General features: G+C 64.0%; 11 protein-coding genes. 3 read left to right on the top strand and 8 right to left on the bottom strand.

All coding sequences use genetic code 11. The features are described from left to right. Positions 1–76: 76 nt before the first annotated feature. From NX05_RS05070 to NX05_RS05040, 7 genes are all read right to left on the bottom strand, one after another. Positions 77–1969, bottom strand: a complete 1893-nt coding sequence (locus tag NX05_RS05070; protein WP_455722194.1) for a methyl-accepting chemotaxis protein — start codon at positions 1967–1969, stop codon at positions 77–79. A gap of 675 nt (positions 1970–2644) precedes the next feature. Further along, on the bottom strand, positions 2645–5083 hold the full coding sequence (locus tag NX05_RS05065; protein WP_172645783.1) for a glucose/quinate/shikimate family membrane-bound PQQ-dependent dehydrogenase: 2439 nt from the start codon (positions 5081–5083) through the stop codon (positions 2645–2647). A gap of 619 nt (positions 5084–5702) precedes the next feature. Continuing rightward, positions 5703–7070 (bottom strand): alpha,alpha-trehalose-phosphate synthase (UDP-forming), encoded by a 1368-nt coding sequence (otsA, locus tag NX05_RS05060; protein ID WP_010363332.1) that lies wholly within the window; start codon positions 7068–7070, stop codon positions 5703–5705. Further along, on the bottom strand, positions 7067–8845 hold the full coding sequence (locus NX05_RS05055) for a glycoside hydrolase family 15 protein (protein ID WP_039432951.1): 1779 nt from the start codon (positions 8843–8845) through the stop codon (positions 7067–7069). Before NX05_RS05055 ends, otsA begins: the two co-directional genes overlap by 4 nt. 43 nt (positions 8846–8888) lie before the next feature. After that, the gene (gene otsB / locus NX05_RS05050) at positions 8889–9647 is read right to left on the bottom strand and encodes a trehalose-phosphatase (protein WP_039432954.1); all 759 of its coding nucleotides are present in this window, start codon (positions 9645–9647) and stop codon (positions 8889–8891) included. Between the two features lie 225 nt (positions 9648–9872). Further along, positions 9873–10418 carry a type III secretion system effector XopY gene (gene xopY, locus NX05_RS05045; RefSeq protein ID WP_039432958.1) on the bottom strand — a complete coding sequence of 182 codons (546 nt, stop codon included), beginning with the start codon at positions 10416–10418 and terminating at the stop codon, positions 9873–9875. Between the two features lie 540 nt (positions 10419–10958). Next, positions 10959–13394 carry a TonB-dependent receptor plug domain-containing protein gene (locus tag NX05_RS05040; protein WP_039432961.1) on the bottom strand — a complete coding sequence of 812 codons (2436 nt, stop codon included), beginning with the start codon at positions 13392–13394 and terminating at the stop codon, positions 10959–10961. A 236-nt stretch (positions 13395–13630) separates the two neighbouring features. Here NX05_RS05040 and NX05_RS05035 point away from each other — a divergent pair, with 236 nt between their 5' ends. Continuing rightward, positions 13631–14104: a DUF3574 domain-containing protein gene (locus tag NX05_RS05035; protein ID WP_039432964.1), complete on the top strand. Its 474-nt coding sequence runs from the start codon at positions 13631–13633 to the stop codon at positions 14102–14104. Between the two features lie 95 nt (positions 14105–14199). On the opposite strand, the gene NX05_RS05030 is transcribed toward NX05_RS05035, so the two are convergent. Then, positions 14200–15276, bottom strand: a complete 1077-nt coding sequence (locus tag NX05_RS05030; RefSeq protein WP_039432967.1) for an aldose 1-epimerase family protein — start codon at positions 15274–15276, stop codon at positions 14200–14202. Between the two features lie 445 nt (positions 15277–15721). Between NX05_RS05030 and NX05_RS05025 the strand changes: the two genes are divergently transcribed. Continuing rightward, a complete protein-coding gene (locus NX05_RS05025) occupies positions 15722–17323 on the top strand; it encodes a SulP family inorganic anion transporter (protein WP_039432970.1) in 1602 nt (533 codons plus the stop codon). Continuing rightward, the gene (locus NX05_RS05020) at positions 17320–18519 is read left to right on the top strand and encodes a lysozyme inhibitor LprI family protein (protein ID WP_039432972.1); all 1200 of its coding nucleotides are present in this window, start codon (positions 17320–17322) and stop codon (positions 18517–18519) included. The genes NX05_RS05025 and NX05_RS05020 overlap by 4 nt, the downstream gene beginning before the upstream one ends. Positions 18520–18621 lie beyond the last annotated feature (102 nt).

Raw genomic sequence — 18621 nt, 5'->3', positions numbered from 1 at the left:
TCGCAGCGCGCCTGAGCGCGGCGGGCGTTGCCGGAGGCCCCGGGTGCGCTCCTAGGAAACGCCATACATGGCGAGCTTATGCCGCGTTGTGGAAGCTGGCGCGTACGGCGTGGGAGGCACTTGGGCGGGTGTCGGACTGCAGGCGGAAGATCGACACCGCATCGGCCAGTTCCACGGCCTGTTCTTCCAGGCTGCGCGCGGCGGCGGTAGCTTCTTCCACCAGCGCGGCGTTGCGTTGGGTCACTTCGTCCAGCTGCACAACCGTGCGGTTGACTTGCTCGATGCCGCTGGATTGCTCGGCACTGGCCGAGGTGATCTCGCTCATGATGTCGGTGAAGTGTTTGACCGAGCCGACGATCTCGCGCATGGTCGCGCCGGCGCGGTGCACCAGGCCCGAACCCAGTTCCACCTTGTCGGTGGAGTCGGCGATCAGCGTCTTGATTTCCTTGGCGGCATCGGCCGAGCGCCGCGCCAACGCACGCACTTCCGAAGCCACCACGGCAAAACCGCGGCCCTGTTCGCCGGCACGTGCGGCTTCCACCGCAGCGTTGAGCGCCAGGATATTGGTCTGGAACGCGATGCCGTCGATGACGCCGATAATCTCGCCGATCTTGCGCGAGGCCGCGCTGATCTGACTCATGGTGGCGACCACGTCGTCCATCACCTGGCCGCCGCTCTGTGCCACTTCGCCGGTGCCCACCACCAGGCGATTGGCCTGCAGTGCGCTCTCGGCGTTTTGCTTCACGGTGGAGGTGAGTTCTTCCATCGAGCTTGCGGTTTCTTCCAGTTTGGCGGCCTGCTGCTCGGTGCGTTCGGAAAGATCCGTGTTGCCGGCGGCGATCTCCACCGCGGCCTGGCGAATGGTGTCCGATGCGGTCTGGATACCGCCGATGATTTCGGTCAGGCGGGCGACGGTCTGGTTGGTGTCGTCGCGCAAGCGCGCGAAGATGCCATGCGCATCGCCATCCACGCGTTGGGTGAGGTCGCCTTCGGCCAGCGCAGCGATCACGCGGGCCAGTGCGTCCAGGTGGATTTCCACCGAGTCGTAGATGCGATTGATGCCTTGCGCCAGGGTCAGCAGCACGCCATCCATGCCGTCGATCTGCATGCGATGGCTGAAGTCGCCGGCGGAGGCGGCGTCGATGATCTGGATCAGCGTCTGCTCGGCGTTGACCTGCGCGGTGACGTCCACCCACTGCGCGATGGTGCCCAGCTTGGTGCCGTCGGCGGCGATGATCGGGCTGTAGACGAAGTCGATCTGGCGGCCAAAGAACGGCGCACGCACGGCCTTGGAGGCGTTCAATGCACGCATGCGATCGATCGCAGCCTGGCTGTCCGGATAGATGTCGCCGATGCTGCCGCCGACGAAGCCTTCGGCGTGGAAGCTGGGATGGAAGCTCTGCACATCCGGCTCGATCAGCTTGAGCATGGCGAGCAGTTTGCGGTTGGCGAACAACACCTGGCCATCGTCGTCGGCGATGCGGATCATGGTGTCCAGATCGTCGAGCGCCTTGATCACGAACTGGCCATGGCGCAGGCCTTGCTCCATTACATCGATGCGGATGGCGAGCTTGTCCTGAGCATCCTGCAAGGCATGCAGCAATGGTGCGAGTTCGCCGGAGGCGTTGCGCAGGTCCAGACGCTGGAAGCGCCCTTCGCCGATCGCCATCGCTGCGCTCACGGCTTGCTGCAGCTGCGCAGCGTGACGCCGGCGCGCCCACCCCCCCAAGCCGGCGCTTGCCGCGCCCAGCACCAGCAGGACGGGAAGCAGGCGTCCAAGCCCGCTCAAAAGCCGCCGGGCACCAGCGTGGCGGCGTAGCAGGCAAGCAAGGCCAGCAGCCCGATGTGTGCAGCGGCCGGCAGCCATGCAGTCCAGGTGGTGCGCGCAACGCGCCCACCAACAGGCGGATAGGCGACGGGGGCGGCATCGTGTGAGTGCAACATAGGCTGTCCGACTGGGTGATCTGATATGGGAGCGGTATCCGGCAGTCTGTGGGCTGCAGTGTGGTATCGGCGGCTGGGTCCGAATAATGAAGGTGTGAAGGCGCCGTTCGTCGGGATATGACAACTGGGTCCAGAAAAGCCTTGATGTCATTGATGTGGAAGGGATTTCACTGACTGGTAAGCGCGCCGGAAGTGATCAAGCGGGCTTGAACGCCAATTTGGTTGTGAATTCCGTGTGAAAAATAGACGCGTCTGGACGAACGCCCGGCGCCTCGGCGACGTGTCGTCTGACGTGGACCAGCGCCTGCGAGGGGGGCTGGCGGGGTCATCAACGACGTGTGCGATGCCGTCCGACACCCGCTCCGCCGCATGGGATCGCCGGCTGGATGGTTTCCTAGAGGGAGGCGCTGATGTTCAGGCCTGCAGCGAAAGTGCCATGGCCGCGCCTCAGACGCCTGCACAGCGTCATCGGCTTTGCATCGCCTGCTCAATCGCGCTATGAAACCCGCCCACAAAAAAACCGGCCGTCTCGCGACGACCGGTTCTATCGACTGCATCCGTCAGCCAAGGCCGACGGCGCGCTAGCTGAGCGTCAGACCGCCGCTAGGCGTGTGATGGGCAGTGGCCGACGCAGTGCAGATTGCGTGCGGTTCTGCGCACCGGTACACCGCCTAGCCGGATGACGCTTCAAGCGCCGCCATTACTTGGCAGGCGCGGCCTGCGCATCGTCAGGCAAGGCCCAGGCAATCACGCTGTCGCCCGACTTGGTTTCCATGCGGTCATGTCCACCCACGGCAGCCACGATGTATTGCTTGCCATTGATGGTGTAGCTCATCGGTGCTGCCTGCGGGCCCGCGGGGACGCGGGTCTCCCACACCTGCTTGCCGGTGCGGGTGTCGAAGCCGCGCATGAAGTCGTCCAGGGTCGCGCCGATGAAGGTCACGCCGCCAGCGGTGGCCAGCGAGCCGCTGTTGTTAGGCGTGCCGATCTCGAACTTGGTCTTGGACGGAATGCCCATCGGACCCTGGTCGTAACCGGTACCCAGCGGACGGCGCCAGATCACCTGCTGCGTGCGCAGGTCCACGCCGGCGATGTAGCCCCACGGCGGTGCCACGCACGGCGTGTTGAGTGGCGACATCCACGGCTCCTTGCGCGCGCCATAGGCCAGGCCCTTCTGCGCCATATAGCCGGGCGTCTTGCTCTTGCCGTCGAACACCGAGACCACGCCCAGCTCATTCATTTTTTCGCGGGTATACACCTGCAAGGTGTAGGGCAGGCGGTTGCTGTTCATCACCATGATGCCGCGCTGCAGATCCACCGAGACGCCGCCCCAGTTGATGCCGCCGTGGTTGCCGGTAAAGGCCAGCGAGCCCTGCAAGGTCGGCGGGGTGAACATGCCTTCGTAACGCAGCTGCTTGAACTGGATGCGGCAGGCCAGCTGGTCGAACGGGGTCATGCCCCAGGCATCGGATTCAATGATGGTCTCGTACTCACGGCTCGGCGCGCCTACGGTGTTGGGCATGCCCGGCGAGATCGGCTGCGTGGCAGCGGTCCAGTCGCCGTGATCGGTACCCTGCGGCACAGCGATCTGCTTGACCGGCATGATCGGCTCGCCGGTGGCACGGTCCAGCACGAACACCTGACCGGACTTGGTGGCCTGGATCACTGCCGGACGCGTACCGCCGCCAGCAACCGGCCAGTCGACCAGGTTCGGCTGCGGGCCAATGTCGTAATCCCACAGGTCGTGGTTGACGGTACGGAAGTGCCAGCGTTCCTTGCCGGTAGCAGCATCCACGGCCACCAGCGAGGCGGTGTATTCCTCGTCCTGTGGGGTGCGGCCCTTGCCGAAGAAGTCGCCGGAGGCGTTGCCGGTGGGCAGATAGACCAAGCCGAGCTCATCGTCAGCGGCCATCAGCGACCACACGTTCGGAGTCGAGCGGGTGTAGGTCTGGCCGGCCGGCGGCTCGGCAGTGATCGCCGGGTTGCCCAGGTCCCAGGCCCAACGCAGCTGGCCGGTGAGCGCATCGAAGCCGCGCACCACGCCGGACGGCGCATCGCCTTCCTGACCATCGCGGACCTGGCCGGTCGGCTGGATCACCACACCGCGCATCACCACCGGCGGCGAGGTCGGGCCAACGAAGCCCGGCTTGGTGTTGCCGGTACCGGCATTCAGATCGACGTAGCCGTTGTTGCCGAAGCTGGTGCAGAGCTTGCCGGTCTGCGCATCCAGCGCGCCGAGGCGGCCATCGACCATCGGCCAGAAGATCCGGGTCGCGCATTCGGCGGTGCCTTCCGGCGCCTGGTAGTAGGACACGCCACGGCAGGTGGTGGCAGCAACGCCCGCCATCGCCTTGGGGTTGGTCTGCGGATCGAAGCGCCAGCGCTCTTTACCGTTGGCCGCTTCCACCGCAATCACCTTCTGGGTGGGCGTGCAGATGTAGAGCAGGTCGCCGACCTTGAGCGGGGTGTTCTGGAAGGCATAGCCCAGCTTGGAATCCTTGGGCTTCAGATCGCCGGTGTGGAATTCCCAAGCCACCTTGAGATTCTTCACGTTGTCCGGGGTGATCTGCGCACCGGGTGTGTAATGGTTGGAGAGGTTGGAGCCCGCATAGGAGGTCCAGTTGCTGGCGTCGTGATTAGCCGCGACGTTGCCGTCGGGGCTGGGCACGGTGCCGCGGCTGAAGGCCATTGCGCTGTCGGCCGGCAGCTTGGAGGCATCGGCCAGCTCGACATTGCGCGGCATCAGCAGCGGCCACAGGATCAGCGCAGCACCCAGGATCGGCAGCACACCGGTCACTAGCGCATAGCCGGCGCCCGATAGCGGCGACATGCGCCGACGCGCTACGCCCCAGAATGGCAGCAGCAGCAAGCCCAGCACCGAGATCATCGCCAGACGCGGCACCAGGCCCCAGCCATCCAGGCCCACTTCCCACAGCGCCCAGGCAATGGTGCCGGCCAAGGTCGCGCCAAACAGCCACAGGCCGGCACGCTTGCCCAGCGCGAGCAACACGCCCGCCAGGAACAGGGCAATACCCGCGATCAGGTAATACCAGGAGCCACCGACGGCCACCAGGCGGCCGCCTTCGAAGGCCAGCACCGCACCAAGCACGGCGATCACCACCGCATAGGCCACCAGCAACCAGGTGCCTAGCCCACGTTTTGAGGATTGATCAGTCATTTTTAAGATGTCAGGAAGGACTCAGACACCAGCGAGCGGTGGCAAGTCGTGGAGGGAGACAGATCGCAGGTGGCAAAGACGCGGCCCGGATCTAAATACGAACATCGAACGCTATGAACGCGCGGCCCCTCCCAGGGTCCTCAGCGCTAATCATGTAAATATTTTAGACCCCCCGGGCGCCCTCTGTCCGTGACGGAATAGGAACCAGCGTTCCAGCCTGCACGTCTGGCACACCGGAAACATGCGGATGTTGAACGCATTGCAACATTGTGGTGCCAGGTGTTGCTAGGCCCGGGTTGGACATTCGCTGCCGGTGATCGCGCCGGCGATTAAAGGGCAGGGGGCACGGCTCAGGTTGTGTGGCTCAGCTACTGCCGTATCGAGTGAACGCTGCCGACCTCCGACGCGCTCATGCCTTCGCAGGCACGGTCGTTTCGATCAGAGTTGGCAACCGCTTGCTGCGTTAGCGTGAGGCGCGCTCTGCGGTAGAAAGCGCGCAGCGTGATAGGCCACTTGTGGGCGCACCCGCATCCGCCCACGTTCCCCGAGGACAATGCCCCGGCGGAAGAAGGAGAGCTATCTAGACCTCGGAGAGCGCTTGCAGATAGCGCTGGCGCCAGTGGTTGATGTTGTTCTTGCGCAGGTGATCCATCATCGCGTGCCAGCGTTCGATGCGGCTTGCCAGCGGCATGCTTGCTGCCGTGGCAATCGCATCGGCCACGCCATCCAGATCGTGCGGATTGACCAGCAGCGCTTCCTTCATTTCGTCGGCGGCACCTGCAAACAATGACAACACCAGCACCCCTGGATTTTCCGGGTCTTGCGCGGCCACGAATTCCTTGGCAACCAGGTTCATGCCATCGCGCAATGGAGTAACCAAACACACAGAAGCTGCGCGATAAAAACCGGTCAGCGTGGCGTGGCTGAAGTTTTGGTTGACGTAGCGCAGCGGTGTCCAATCCGGTTCCGCGTGCCCGCCGTTGATATGGCCGGCGATCTGTTCGAGCTGGCTGCGCAATTGGCGGTATTCGGTGACATCGCCGCGCGAGACCGGCGCAATTTGCAGATAGGTGAGGCTGCCGGATTGATCCGGATAGCGCTCCAGATAGCGCTCGAAGCCTTGGAAGCGTTCCGGCAATCCTTTGGAATAATCCAGGCGGTCCACACCGATGGCCAACTGACGGCCGCGCAAACTTTCGCGCAAATCGCGCACGGCCTGCTTGCCGACCGATGCCTTGGCCTGATTGGCGATCAAATCGGTATCGATGCCAATCGGGAACGACGATGCGGTGAAGCGGCGCCCACCCGGGCCTTCCACCAGATCGCCTTCCAGAATGCGGCCACCACCAAACAGGCGCACATACGCTTTGAAACGCTCGGCATCGCGCTGGGTCTGGAAGCCCACCAGGTCGTACGCATAGAACGTACTGAACAAACGCGCGTGATCGGGCATTGCCTGCACCAGATCGGCCGACGGCATCGGCACGTGCAGGAAGAAGCCCATCTTGCAGCCCACACCCAGCTCACGCAGCATCGCGCCGAGCGGAATCATGTGGTAATCGTGGATCCACAAGGTGTCGCTGTCTTTCAGTAGCGGCGCAAGCTTTTCGGCAAACAGCCGATTGACGCGCATATAGCCTTCGCGGGTGGCGCGATCGTAATCGACCAGGTCAAGGCGGAAGTGCAGTAACGGCCACAATGTGCGGTTGGCAAAGCCGTTGTAGTACGAATCGATGTCGCGCTTGTTGAGGTCCATAGTGACGAAGGTGATGTCACCTTCGGTCTGTTCGTGCATGCCGCCGCTGTCGCCGCGCACAGTCTTGCCGCTCCAGCCGAACCACATGCCACCGCGCTCTTTAAGCGCCGCCAACAAGCCAACCGCCAAGCCGCCAGCGCGATTTTCGCCGGGCACTGCAACGCGGTTGGATACCACTACCAAACGACTCATGAAGCCTCCTGCCAGCTCCGCGACAAGCGCATCGCTGCGATGATCAAGCCAACATGCGAATAGGTCTGAGGGAAATTGCCCCAGGCTTCGCCGTCTTCAAACGATAGATCTTCCGATAGCAAGCCGAGGTGATTGCGGCGCGATAGGATGCGCTCGAACAATTCACGTGCCTCGTCCTTGCGCCCGATCGCCGCCAGCGCATCGATGTACCAGAAGGTACAGATGGTGAAGCTGGTCTCCGGCTCACCGAAGTCATCCGGTGCGATGTAGCGGTACAGCGCATCGCCATGCTTGAGCACGCGACCGACTGCTTCGACCGTGCGCACGAAGCGGCTGTCGTCGTTGGCCACGATGCCAATGTCGGCCAGCAGCAACAGCGACGCATCCAGCCGATGGCCACCGAGTGTGTCGGTGAAATGGCCGTGTTCGTCGCTCCAGGCCTCGTTCAACACGCGCTCGCGGATGCTGTCGGCACGCTCGCGCCAGTAGGTGATGCGCTCTGGCAAGGCCAGCCTGTCGGCGATCTTGGACAAGCGATCGCAAGCCGCCCAGCACATTGCGGCGGTGTAGGTGTGCACTTCGGCGCGGCCGCGGAATTCCCACAGGCCGGCATCGGGGACGTTGTGTAATGCATAGGCGCGCTCACCCAGCGGCTCAAGACGGCGGAAGGTATCCGCATCGCCCTGATCCTTCAGACGCAGGTCGAAGAACAGCTGTGTGGACGCCAGTACCACGCTGCCGTAGACATCGTGCTGTTGCTGGATCCACGCAAGGTTGCCGCGTCGCACCGGGCCCATGCCGCGGTAGCCCTCCATGGTGTCGACTTCGTGCTCTTCCAGCTGCGATTCGAAGCCGATGCCGTACAGCGGCTGCATGGTGCCGTCGGCTGTGGCGATGTTGAAGATGTAGCCGATGAACTGCTCCATCGTGCGGGTCGCGCCAAGCCGGTTGAGCGCACGCACCACGAATGCCGCGTCGCGCAGCCAGCAATAGCGGTAATCCCAGTTGCGTGGTGTATTCGGCGCTTCCGGGATCGAGGTGGTCATCGCGGCGATGATCGCGCCGCTGTCTTCGTACTGGCACAACTTCAGCGTGATCGCACTGCGGATCACTGCTTCTTGCCAGTCCAGCGGAATGCACAGGTAACGCACCCATTCACGCCAATATTCTTCGGTGCGTTCCTGTGCTTCCTGCACGTAGCCGGTGAGCGAGCGGGTCAGTGATTCGTCCACGCCCAGTACCAGGCTGACTGGGTGACTGAGCACAAACGGCAACCCATCGCGCACAAAACGCACCGGCACATCGGTGGTCAGGCGCAGCGTGAATTCCGGCAACATCCAACGAATGTGATTGCTGCCCCAGGTGGTGTCCGGCGTGCGGCCACCCCAGTCTGCCAGCGGGCGGGCGCGTACGATGATGCGCGGGTTGCCGCTCAGCGGACGGATCTGGCGAATGATGCTCACTGGCCGATAGAAACGCCCGTTGTTGCGCCAGCGCGGCGCAAAGTCGATGACCTCGATTTCGCCGCCGTTGCTATCGCGCAACACCGTACGCAACACAGCGGTATTAGGCATATAGTGCTGCTCGCTGCTGGCGAAATCTTCCAGTTCCACGGCGAAGTCGCCGCCTTCGGTCTTGGGCGAGAGCAGCGTGCAAAAGGCCGGGTCTCCGTCAAATGCCGGCAGGCAACTCCACACCACACGTGCCTGCCGATCGACCAATGCACCAAAACTACAGTTGCCGATGACGCCCAGATCCAGGTTTGGCTCGGTCATGGAGTACAAACGATCCTTTGAAGTGAGAGAAGGTGCGCTGTGCTCAGCGGCGGCGTGCGTTGTGCTGCAGCCACGCGTGGACATCGGCGGTGCCATCAACGCGAAAGCGCGCGCTGGTCTGTGCGCGATTGCCCACCAGCACGCTCCAGCCGCCGAGCCGGTTGGCGGCGTCGAAACCGAATTCGTCGGTGAGATCGTCGCCGACGAACACCGGTGTACGGCCGGCAAAAACGCCGTGCTGCATCAGTTGTTCGACCGCCAGGCCCTTGTTGCTGCCCTCGGGAACGAATTCGACCACGTGATCGCCAGGCTGTAGCCGATAACCAGAAAGCTGTGCGATTTCCTGCTGCGCGAACGCGAGCACGTCGGGGCCGGCCTGCGGCCGCGCGCGCCAGTGCAGCGCCACGCTGACGCCTTTGTCTTCGATCAGCACACCGGGATGTCGATGCGTGAGCGCGGCAGCACGTTGATGCAGACCATGCAGCCACTCGGAGGTGTCTTGCGGCATGGCCGCGCGTGCAGCGACAGCGCTGCGCAGTTCATGCCCGTGCAGGCCGGCGGCCGGCAGCAGCAACGGCGCGAACAAGGCATCCAATTGGGCGAGTGGCCGGCCGCTGACCAGTGCGACGGCGCCGTTGAGGCGCTCGCTCAGCAGGCCGATGGCCTCGCGCACCTCGGGCAGTAGCCGCACTGCCTCGGGGCTGTCGGCAAAGTCGATGAGGGTGCCATCCACGTCCAGAAACAATGCGCAGGCATCGTCCAGCAATGGTGGCGACGGAAGGGGGGGGGGGACGTCTGCCATGGGCACATGGTGACGCAGCGGCCGTTAGCGGCAGGTGGAGCGGCTAGCGCAGCGTTTGGCTGTAGGGGCAATGCCAAGCAACGACATCTGCGCTATGCGCGCGCCAATGAAAAGCCACCCGGAGCTGGCCAGTGCGCGTGCGGGATGACGCGGCGGCGCGCTCGCAGATCGCTGCGTCTTGGAGCAGTGCGGCCCGCCAGAGGGGGCATCCGGGGGCGCGTTAGCTCAGCCGCCGGAAGACCGACGGCCAGTGGGCTGGGTTGTTGTTGCGCTCGCCGTCTCCGACTCGCATAGCGCAGCCAGCTTGGCGCCCAATTGCGGATTTCTTTCGCGAATAAGCCGGAGCATGGTCGCAATATCCGTATTGTCCGGTGCGGCCGTCATGGGGGGGGGCGGTGTCTCTTTTACTGTCTCCATAAGGGCTGTCAAGCGTTCCCCCAGTAGCGGGTCTTTCTCGCGGATCGCCCGGAGCAGGCGCAACGTGTCCGAGTTCTCCGACGGTGCTGCAGGTGCGGCCTGCGAGCGTTCGTTCGGTCTGCCGAAACCGAAGCCCTCCACCAGCATCCCCAGTGTGTCCAAGGGGACCGGATTTGTGCTGTTCAAATCGAACAGGCGCAGTGCCTCCGCCGTGCAGGAAGGCGGTGCCGTGGTCGGATCGAAATCCAAGGTGGTTCCGTCGTGGGAGGGCACAAGCGTAAGGTGCTCGACGAATTGGCACAGTTCGCGCAGATGGCTTCCGTGCCGATCCATCTGCGGGATCCAGCGAAGCATCTCTGCGGCAGTGGGCCTGGGCAACACGCTGCTATCGCCATCGTGGCCTTGCGTGTCATCCCCATAGCGCTCCCTAAGCGACAGCGGCGACAGTCCCGGGCGTTGCGGGCGGCGGTGGCGCTGGAAACTCCCGGGCAGATTGATCGCGGCAGGTCGGGATGGTGCGCGGCCAAGGGGTGGCTTCGAGGTGGTGCGGCATTCCTCGGACGCTGGCGACACTGCGTGGGGCGTCGCCTCGTCCGTGTGCAATACGCGCGACGAGGCGGGATTGAGGTGGGCAGGGCGCATAGCCACTCCATGAGCTTCAGGGCGAAAAGGATGTCGCGTTGCCTAAGGCGGGAGGGTGCGTTTTGCGAACGTTCCGCGCAATAGGCGAAAACCGGACATCGGCTGAAAGTGCTCTGGTCTTTCGACAGCGCGGTGGTGCCGGCATCGTGCCACCACCGCGCCTTACCGTGGTTACGCTCGTTCGCCAGTCGCTTCGCCCTGCATCGCTGCTGACGCGTTCGGCGCTACAGGTGTCGCCGCGTCGGCGTGCGATCAGAAGCTATACCGCACACGCCCATACCAATACGCGCCATTACTACCGATCGGCGAAAGCACGTCGTAGGGCAGGTTGCCGAAGTAGGCGATGTCGTCGATGGAGCGGTCCGAGTAGTTGTCCAGGATGTTCTGCCCGCCGATGGCCAGCGCCCATTGCGTGCCCAGGTGGTATTCGGCTTCCAGGTCCAGTTGCCACTCGGCGCCGTAGGTCTGGCGCGGCACGAAGCCGCCACCGAAATCGAACACGCGGGTAGCGCTGCCATAGCGGTTGACGCGTGTCTGCAGGTTCCAGTGCTCGTTGCTCCAGTTGGCGGCGAGCGCGGCGCGCGTGCGCGGTGCGGCGTCGGTGAGCGTGTTGCTTTCTTCCACGCCGAACAGCACGTAGTCCGGGTCCAATGCGAGCAACTGCGCCGGGGTGGCGATGATGTTTTTCAGTTCGGTCTTGGCATAACTGTAGGTGCCGGTCAGCAGCAGGTCGCCGCCGAAGGCGTACTGGCGCCAATTGGCGACCAGCTCGGCGCCGCGGGTGCGGGTGTCGGCGGCGTTGAGGAAATAGCTGGCGCTCTGCACGCCGGTGACGCCGTAGTTCTGCTGCACGAAGTTGGTCAGCGCATCGCCGGTGATGTCTTCGGACAGCGCAATACGGTCGTCGATATCGATCTGGAAAAAGTCCAGCGACACGTCGAAGTGATCGCCCAGCTTGCTGGTGAAGCCCAGGCTGTAATTGACCGACGTTTCCGGCTTCAGATCGGTGGCGCCCAGTCCACGCGCGATGGGGTTGTTGACCGACAGTAAGCGGCCCTGGGTCAGGCGGCCGGCGGCATCGTAACCGGTGGAGGTGGCTTCGTAACCGATCTGGCTGAGCGAAGGCGCACGCACGTTGTTGGAGATGGCGCCGCGCAGCGCAAAGGCCGGGTCGAACGCATACCGTGCGGCCAGCTTGCCGGTCCACTGGCTGCCGAAATCCTGGTAATGCTCGTAGCGGCCGGCCAGATCGGTGGAGAACTTATCGCCGAACTGGCTTGATACGTTGGCATAGGCACTGGCCACGTTTCGCGACAGGTCTGCTTCGTCCTGCGGGGTGAGCCCGCCGCCGGCCTGCGAGCCGGTGGGGCGATCGGTAAACGGGCCGGCCGCGTAGCTGGCCGGGTCGCCGGCGTGGGTGCGGTATTGCTCGCGGCGCAATTCGGCACCGGTGCCGAAGGTGTGGGTGGCACCGGCAGCGTCGAACACGCGGGTCAGATCGAAATTGCCCACAGTTTGCGCGAAGGCGAAATCGCCGGTCTTGAAGCGCGTGGTGCTGCCTGGGCCCAGCGATGCATTGAGCGAGTTGCGCAGCCTGTAGGTGAAGTCGTTGCGGCCATAGTTGAGGCTGGCGTCGTAGTCCCAATCGCCCCATTGCCCGCGCGCGCCGGCCACGATCTGCAGGTCGCGATTTTCGCCTTCGGAAATCGGGCGGTAGCCGTTGGGGTAGATCTCGCGCCAGTTGGCGCTGCTGTCCGGGTAACGGAAATAATTGGCGCCTTCGGTATCGCGCTGGTTGTAGGTGCCGAACGCATAGAACTCGCCGCTGGGGCTGAAGGGAATCTTGGTGTTGAGCCAGGCATTCAGGCCCTTGGTGGCGCCATCGCCAAGCACGTAATTGCGCTGGCCCTTGAGCGCCAGATTGGCCGGGGTCTGTTCTTCGAATGGCGGAATCTGGTCGAAGCCGGCGCGGTTGGTGGCCTCGCGATTCTTCAGTTCCAGGCCGACCTTGAAGAAGCCGCCGTCATCGCCCAGCAGCGTGCCGACCTTGGCGCTGGCGTAGCTGGTCTGGCCATCGGTGACGCGGCGATTGATCGGCTCGACGTCGGTGTTGTAAGCGCCGAAGCTGGCTTCCAGTTCGCCACTCTCGGGGTTGTCGTCCAGGATCACGTTGATGACGCCGGCAATCGCATCCGAGCCGTATTGCGCGCCGGCACCGTCGCGCAGCACTTCGATGCGCTTGATTGCGTTGATCGGGATGGAATTGAAATCCACCGGCGTGGTGCCCTTGCCGATCTTGCTGTCGGTATTGACCAGCGCCGAGGTATGCCGGCGCTTGCCGTTGACCAGCACCAGCACTTGATCGGGCGAGAGCCCGCGTAGCTGCGCGGCGCGGATATGGTCGGCGCCGCCGGAGTTTGACTGCCGCGGGAAGTTGAACGACGGCAGCAGCGCCTGCAGCGCGCTGCCAAGCTCGCCGTTGACGACACCGGCCTTGCGGATGTCTTCGGCGGTGAGCACGTCCACCGGCACGGTCGATTCCAGCACGGTGCGGCCGCTGGCACGGGTGCCGGTGACGATCACGGTGTCCAGGGTGTTGGAGCCGGTATCGGCCTGTTGGGCTTGCGCGTTGGCGCTGAGCGCGGCGGCGACGGCCAGGCCAATCATCGAAAGGGTGGGGCGGGTCATACTGTTCTCTCTCTGCAAGTGCGAACGAAACGCGCCACGCGGTCGGCATCCGGCCGGGCTGGGCGCAAGGGGACGGATTTTTTCCACATTCATCCGGATGGCAGAGAGATTATCCTGTTGTTCAGGCCGGTGCGAGATGGCACAGTGCGTGTGCGCCTGCATGAGCTGATATTCGCCTTGCATGAGCCTGCCCTCGAGTCCTGATTCCTGCCCCCAGACCTGTCGTGGAGAAATCGATGAAGTTGCTGCCCTCTTGCCTGCTTGCCGCCATGTTGGCGCTGTCCGCCTGCGCCACCACCCCCGGCGGTACGCCGAGCACGACCACCGCCAGCTTGCAGGGCGACGCCGCGCGGCCGGCGGCGGCGCGTGGTTGGGTGCGCAGCGAGCTGTATTTCGGCGTGGGCGAAGAAACCGGCCCGGCCGACCGCCCGCAGACCCGCACCATCGACGAGACCCAGTGGCGCGCGTTTCTGGACAAGGAAGTGACCCCGCGCTTTCCGGATGGTCTGACTGTGTTCAACGCCTACGGCCAATGGTTGTTCCGCGGCGCCAAGGAACCGAACCGCCTGGGCACCAAGGTGCTGGTGATCCTGCACGAAGACACCCCGCAACGGCGCAACGACATCGAGGCGATCCGGTTGGCCTGGAAGCAGGCCACCGGGCACCAGTCGGTGCTGTGGTCGCGGCAGGCGGTGGAGGTGTCGTTCTGAGCGCGACTCGGCACAGTTGCAGGCGACCACCGCGCCGTGCTTGTCGCGTACTACGCGGATCCATTGACACTTGGAGCGACCCGCTACGTGCCGGGTCAGGGCTCATCCGCCAGCGGAGTCTGCCGGACCTTGGGCAACTGGCGCGCTTGCAGTGTCTGAACCTTCTTCAGCGCCGTCTGCACGGCGGCGGGTGTGGCAAGCAGACGATACTGGAGGACGAAGTCGCGCGTGCCGCCCGCTTCGATGGTGGGGACCAGGCCAAGGCCGCGCTGCAGGCTGCGGTTGTAGGAAAAACTAGTGCCTGGTTCCAAGCCCGCGACGTAGCCCGTGGTGCGGCTATCGGTGTTCTTCCAGAGCGAGAACACAGGCATTTGGGTGAGGTTGAAGTCCAACTCTATGCCGTGCCGAGCGCCTGCGTCATGCAGCACTGCTAGGCTCTGCCCCTTGCCATCGCCGATGGGGTAGATGTTGTAGACCGTCTCGCCATATCCGGAAGTCGGGCCACGAAAGGTCTGCCAATCCTGCAATTCCTGCTGCGCTCGCGCATTGAATGGCGAGACCTCGCGTACCGGTAGCGTCACGCGTGCACCTTGTTCGAGCAGCGTTGAACCGACGTTGCTGTGGTAGAGCGCCTGGTATTCCATGGGGTGGTCCCCCTGATTGGTCAGGCGATCGTGCAGGGTGAATGCGGTGGCGCCGGGTTCGGTGGTCAGCGCCGTGTCGATCCGGAAGTCGACCTTCTTGAAGGCGGCCTCGCTCAGCATGCCCGTGAGGGTGATCCGGTGCGGCGAGCGATCATCAATGCTGAGCACCACGGTGCGGGCGGGCAGATAGGACGCTCGCCCATGCAGGGTGAGTAGTTCGCCACGGTCTTTGCCAGGGTGGCCGACCCACTCGAACCCGCAGCGCGCCACGAACTCGTTGAATCCTTCCAGCCAGCCCAGTCCGCCGCGGCTTTCCAAGTTGACGAAGGCAGGATTGACGACCTCGCTCACCGGAGAATCCCAACCCAGCCGGACGCTGCCTGCCTGGGCGCGCAGCACGTTCATACCGCGAGTTGGCACAACGGTCAGTTGCATGGCGCCGGTATCGATTTCGACGAGTACGCTGCCCTCCTGTCGGCCGCCGCTGAGCCTGTGCATCCGCACCTTGAAGGGCGGACCGTCGCGCATGTTCAGCTGTGTACTGTCTATGCTCCAGTCGCGAGCTGGCGTGTCCGGAGAGATGAGGGTGAACTCCACGGCATGGGCAGGCAGCGCAGCTGCGGTGGCAGCGCAGGCGACAAGCAGGCGTACACTTAACACGTTAACTCCTGATACAGGATGGACAAGAGCGGAAAACACCTCAATGTCGCCAGAGTACAGAGGTCGGGATTGCGCTTACTGCGCTTAGGCGCGTTGCTACGCTGATGGAGCGTTGCTTTCGTATGCCGAAGAACGTGCGTCACTTTTGCTCTGCCATCGCACCGAGAGTACGTTGACAGTGGACGCCGCCATTCTTGCTGGGGCAATGCAGTTCCGGCGTCTAGGAGTTGCGTCGCTGTATGACCGGTCGCGCCGCTGTCGCCGCTGCGGTGCAACAGCTACCATCAGCCGCCCCCCACGCCTGCTGGTTCTCATGTCGTCTCCTTCTTCGCGTCCTGCGGCTGCGCCGCGCTGGTTCGTCGCTGGCGATCTCAATGGTTTCTTCGGCCTGGTGGTCGACAATCTGTCCATCCTTGGTTTCATTGCGATGGCCCTGGTCGGCATCTTCCAGTTCCCGGCCGACCTCGTGTTCCAGCGCATGTTTCCCGGCACCGCATTCGGGGTGCTGGTGGGCAATCTGCTATACACCTTGATGGCGCGGCGGCTGGTCGCACGCACCGGGCGCGACGATGTCACCGCCATGCCGCTGGGCCTGGATGCGCCCACCAGCATCGGCATGGCGCTGCTGGTGCTCGGCCCGGCATTTGCCGGCTTCAAAGCGCAGGGGCTGGACCCGCAGGCCGCCGCGATCGCCACCTGGAAACTCGGCATGGCCGCGTTGGTGGTGATGGGCCTGCTCAAGCTGATGCTGTCGTTCGTGGGCGAAGCGGTGACGCGCGCGCTGCCGCGTGCAGCCTTGCTCGGTTCCATCGCCGGCATCGCATTGGTGCTGATGGGCCTGTTGCCGCTGCTGGAAACGCTGCGCTCGCCTGTCGCCGGTTTCGTTACCCTGGGCCTGCTGCTGTATGTGCTGCTGGCCAAGGGCCGCTTGCCGACCAAGTTGCCCGGCGTGTTGGTGGCGTTTTTGATCGGCACCGCGCTGTATTACGGGCTCGGCCTGGCCGGATTGGGTGCGCCCGGTTTTGCCGTGCCGGCGTGGAATCCGCCGCAGATCGTGCTGCCGTTGCCCAACCTGGGCTTTATTGAAGGCTTGCCGGCCACGGTGGCGTACTTGCCGTTGCTGCTGCCGTTCGGCTTATTGATGGTGGTGGGTGGCATCAACGTCAGTGAGAGCGCGCGCGCCGCGGGCGACGATTACCGCACCCGCGACATCCTGCTGGTGGAAGCCTTGGCCACGCTGGTGGCGGGCGTCTGCGGTGGTGTGGCGCAGACCACGCCTTACATCGGCCAGCCTGCGTACAAACACATGGGTGCGCGCTCGGGCTACACGCTGCTGACCGGGCTGTTCATCGGTATCGGCGGCATGCTCGGGGTGATCAGCGGGCTGGTGCAATGGCTACCGTTGGCCGTGCTGGCGCCGATCATCGTGTATGTCTCCATCGACATCACCACGCAGGCATTCCAGGCCACGCCCAAGCATCATGCCGGTGCGATGGTGCTGGGCTTTCTGCCTCCGGTGGCGTACCTGTTGACCATCAAGGCGCCAGGCTGGATCGCGCCGGATCAATTGGTGGCGCTGACCACCAAGGTCGATGGCCACGGGCTGCCGGAGCTGGCAGTGATCTTCGCGCTGGGCAATGGCTTCATCATTACCGCAATGCTGTGGATCGCCACGGTGGCGGCGATGATCGATGGCCGGCTGCGGCGCGGTGCAGTGTTCTTGCTGGTGGCTGCGGGGCTGACCCTGTTCGGTTTGATCCATTCGGTGGACCCGCGTGGCGGCATCTATCTGCCGTGGTCGCTGCAAGGCCTGGCGCGCGTGATCAGCTGGCAGTTCGTCGGTGCCTACGTTGCGCTGGCGGTGACCTTGCTGCTGCTGTCGCTATTGCCGGAACGTAAGCAGACAGTGCAATGACAGATCGTTGGCGCGTTGCGCAGTGCATCGTTGGCAGCGCCTTGCTGCTGAGCGCCAGCGCAGCATGGTCGGCGTCGTTCGACTGCAAACAGGTGAGTACGCCGGTGGAAAAGCGGCTGTGTGCGGTGCCTGCGCTCGGCAATCTCGACGATCAGCTGGATGAGGCGTACCGCGGCGTGCTGGAAGCTACACCGCGCGCCTCGATTGCCGCGGTGCGCGATCAGCAGCGCACGTGGTTGCGCCAGCGCAATGCCTGCGCGCAGGACGCCAAGCTGGATGACTGCCTGCAGCGCAGCCTGAAGGCCAGGGTCGATGTACTAGGCAAGGCGCTCACCACCCAGCAACAAACGCTGGATCGCATCATCGCCAGCATTCCGACAGCGCCTGCCGACGCAGCGCGCCAGTTGCAGGGCTACGATGCGCCGCTGGCATCGGCATGGCTGGCATATCTGCACCAATTCGTGCCTGCCGCAGGCGTCGACGCGGCATTGGCGAAGGCGCGTTTCGACAGCGCACGCAGTGCGTTGCGGAAGACCGATAAATTTGCCGCGTCCTTGCTCGACGATGTGGAGGGGGCACCCGCCATGCAACAGCAAGAGCGCGTGCTGACGCTGCTGCGCATGTGGATCGAACGCGACGACAGTACGCAGCGCCCATACGTGCATTGCTTCATCTTCGCCGCAGTGGGCGAGCCTGCCTACGATGCGTTCGGACCTTTGTATGGTTCGACACGCGACAGCTTCGCGCCGATCTGCAAGCCGCCAGGAGGGCTGTTCGCTTTGTCCAGTTGGAAGCAACTGGAGGCCGGTTTCGCCGGATTGATCGAAGCCTTGAGCAAGGATGCCGGTACCATCCGCTACGCCAGCTACGCCGAGTGGCGAATCATTGCGCTGCGCGCAGCGGTAGCGCCCTTACTGTATCTGCAGCCGGATCTGCGTAAGCGCTACGGCAATGATCCGGATCAGGCAATTTCTGCCTGGAGTGGCGAAGACAGCGATTGGCCGGCAGCCGAGCGCAAGGCCGTACGCGCGCTATTGCCCAAGGTGCGCGCCGACACCGCCGCCTGGCTGGTGCGCGAGAAGCGCATGCCGGCAAAGCAGGCCGATCAGGTCGCCGCCGCCATCGTCGCGGCTTGGGTGAATGCGCGGCTAAGAGTGGCTCGATGTCTCCCCGCTCTGAGTAGCGGCCGGGTTTAGAGTCCGGGGTTGATGATATCGGTGTTGGCCAGCTGTTGGGCATACGCAGATGGCGTCATGCCGCCAATTGCCTTCTTGGGTCGTTCCTCGTTGTATTCACGT

Source organism: Xanthomonas vasicola, assembly GCF_000772705.2.
GTDB lineage: Bacteria > Pseudomonadota > Gammaproteobacteria > Xanthomonadales > Xanthomonadaceae > Xanthomonas > Xanthomonas vasicola.
This window is presented reverse-complemented; position numbering and strand designations above follow the sequence as displayed.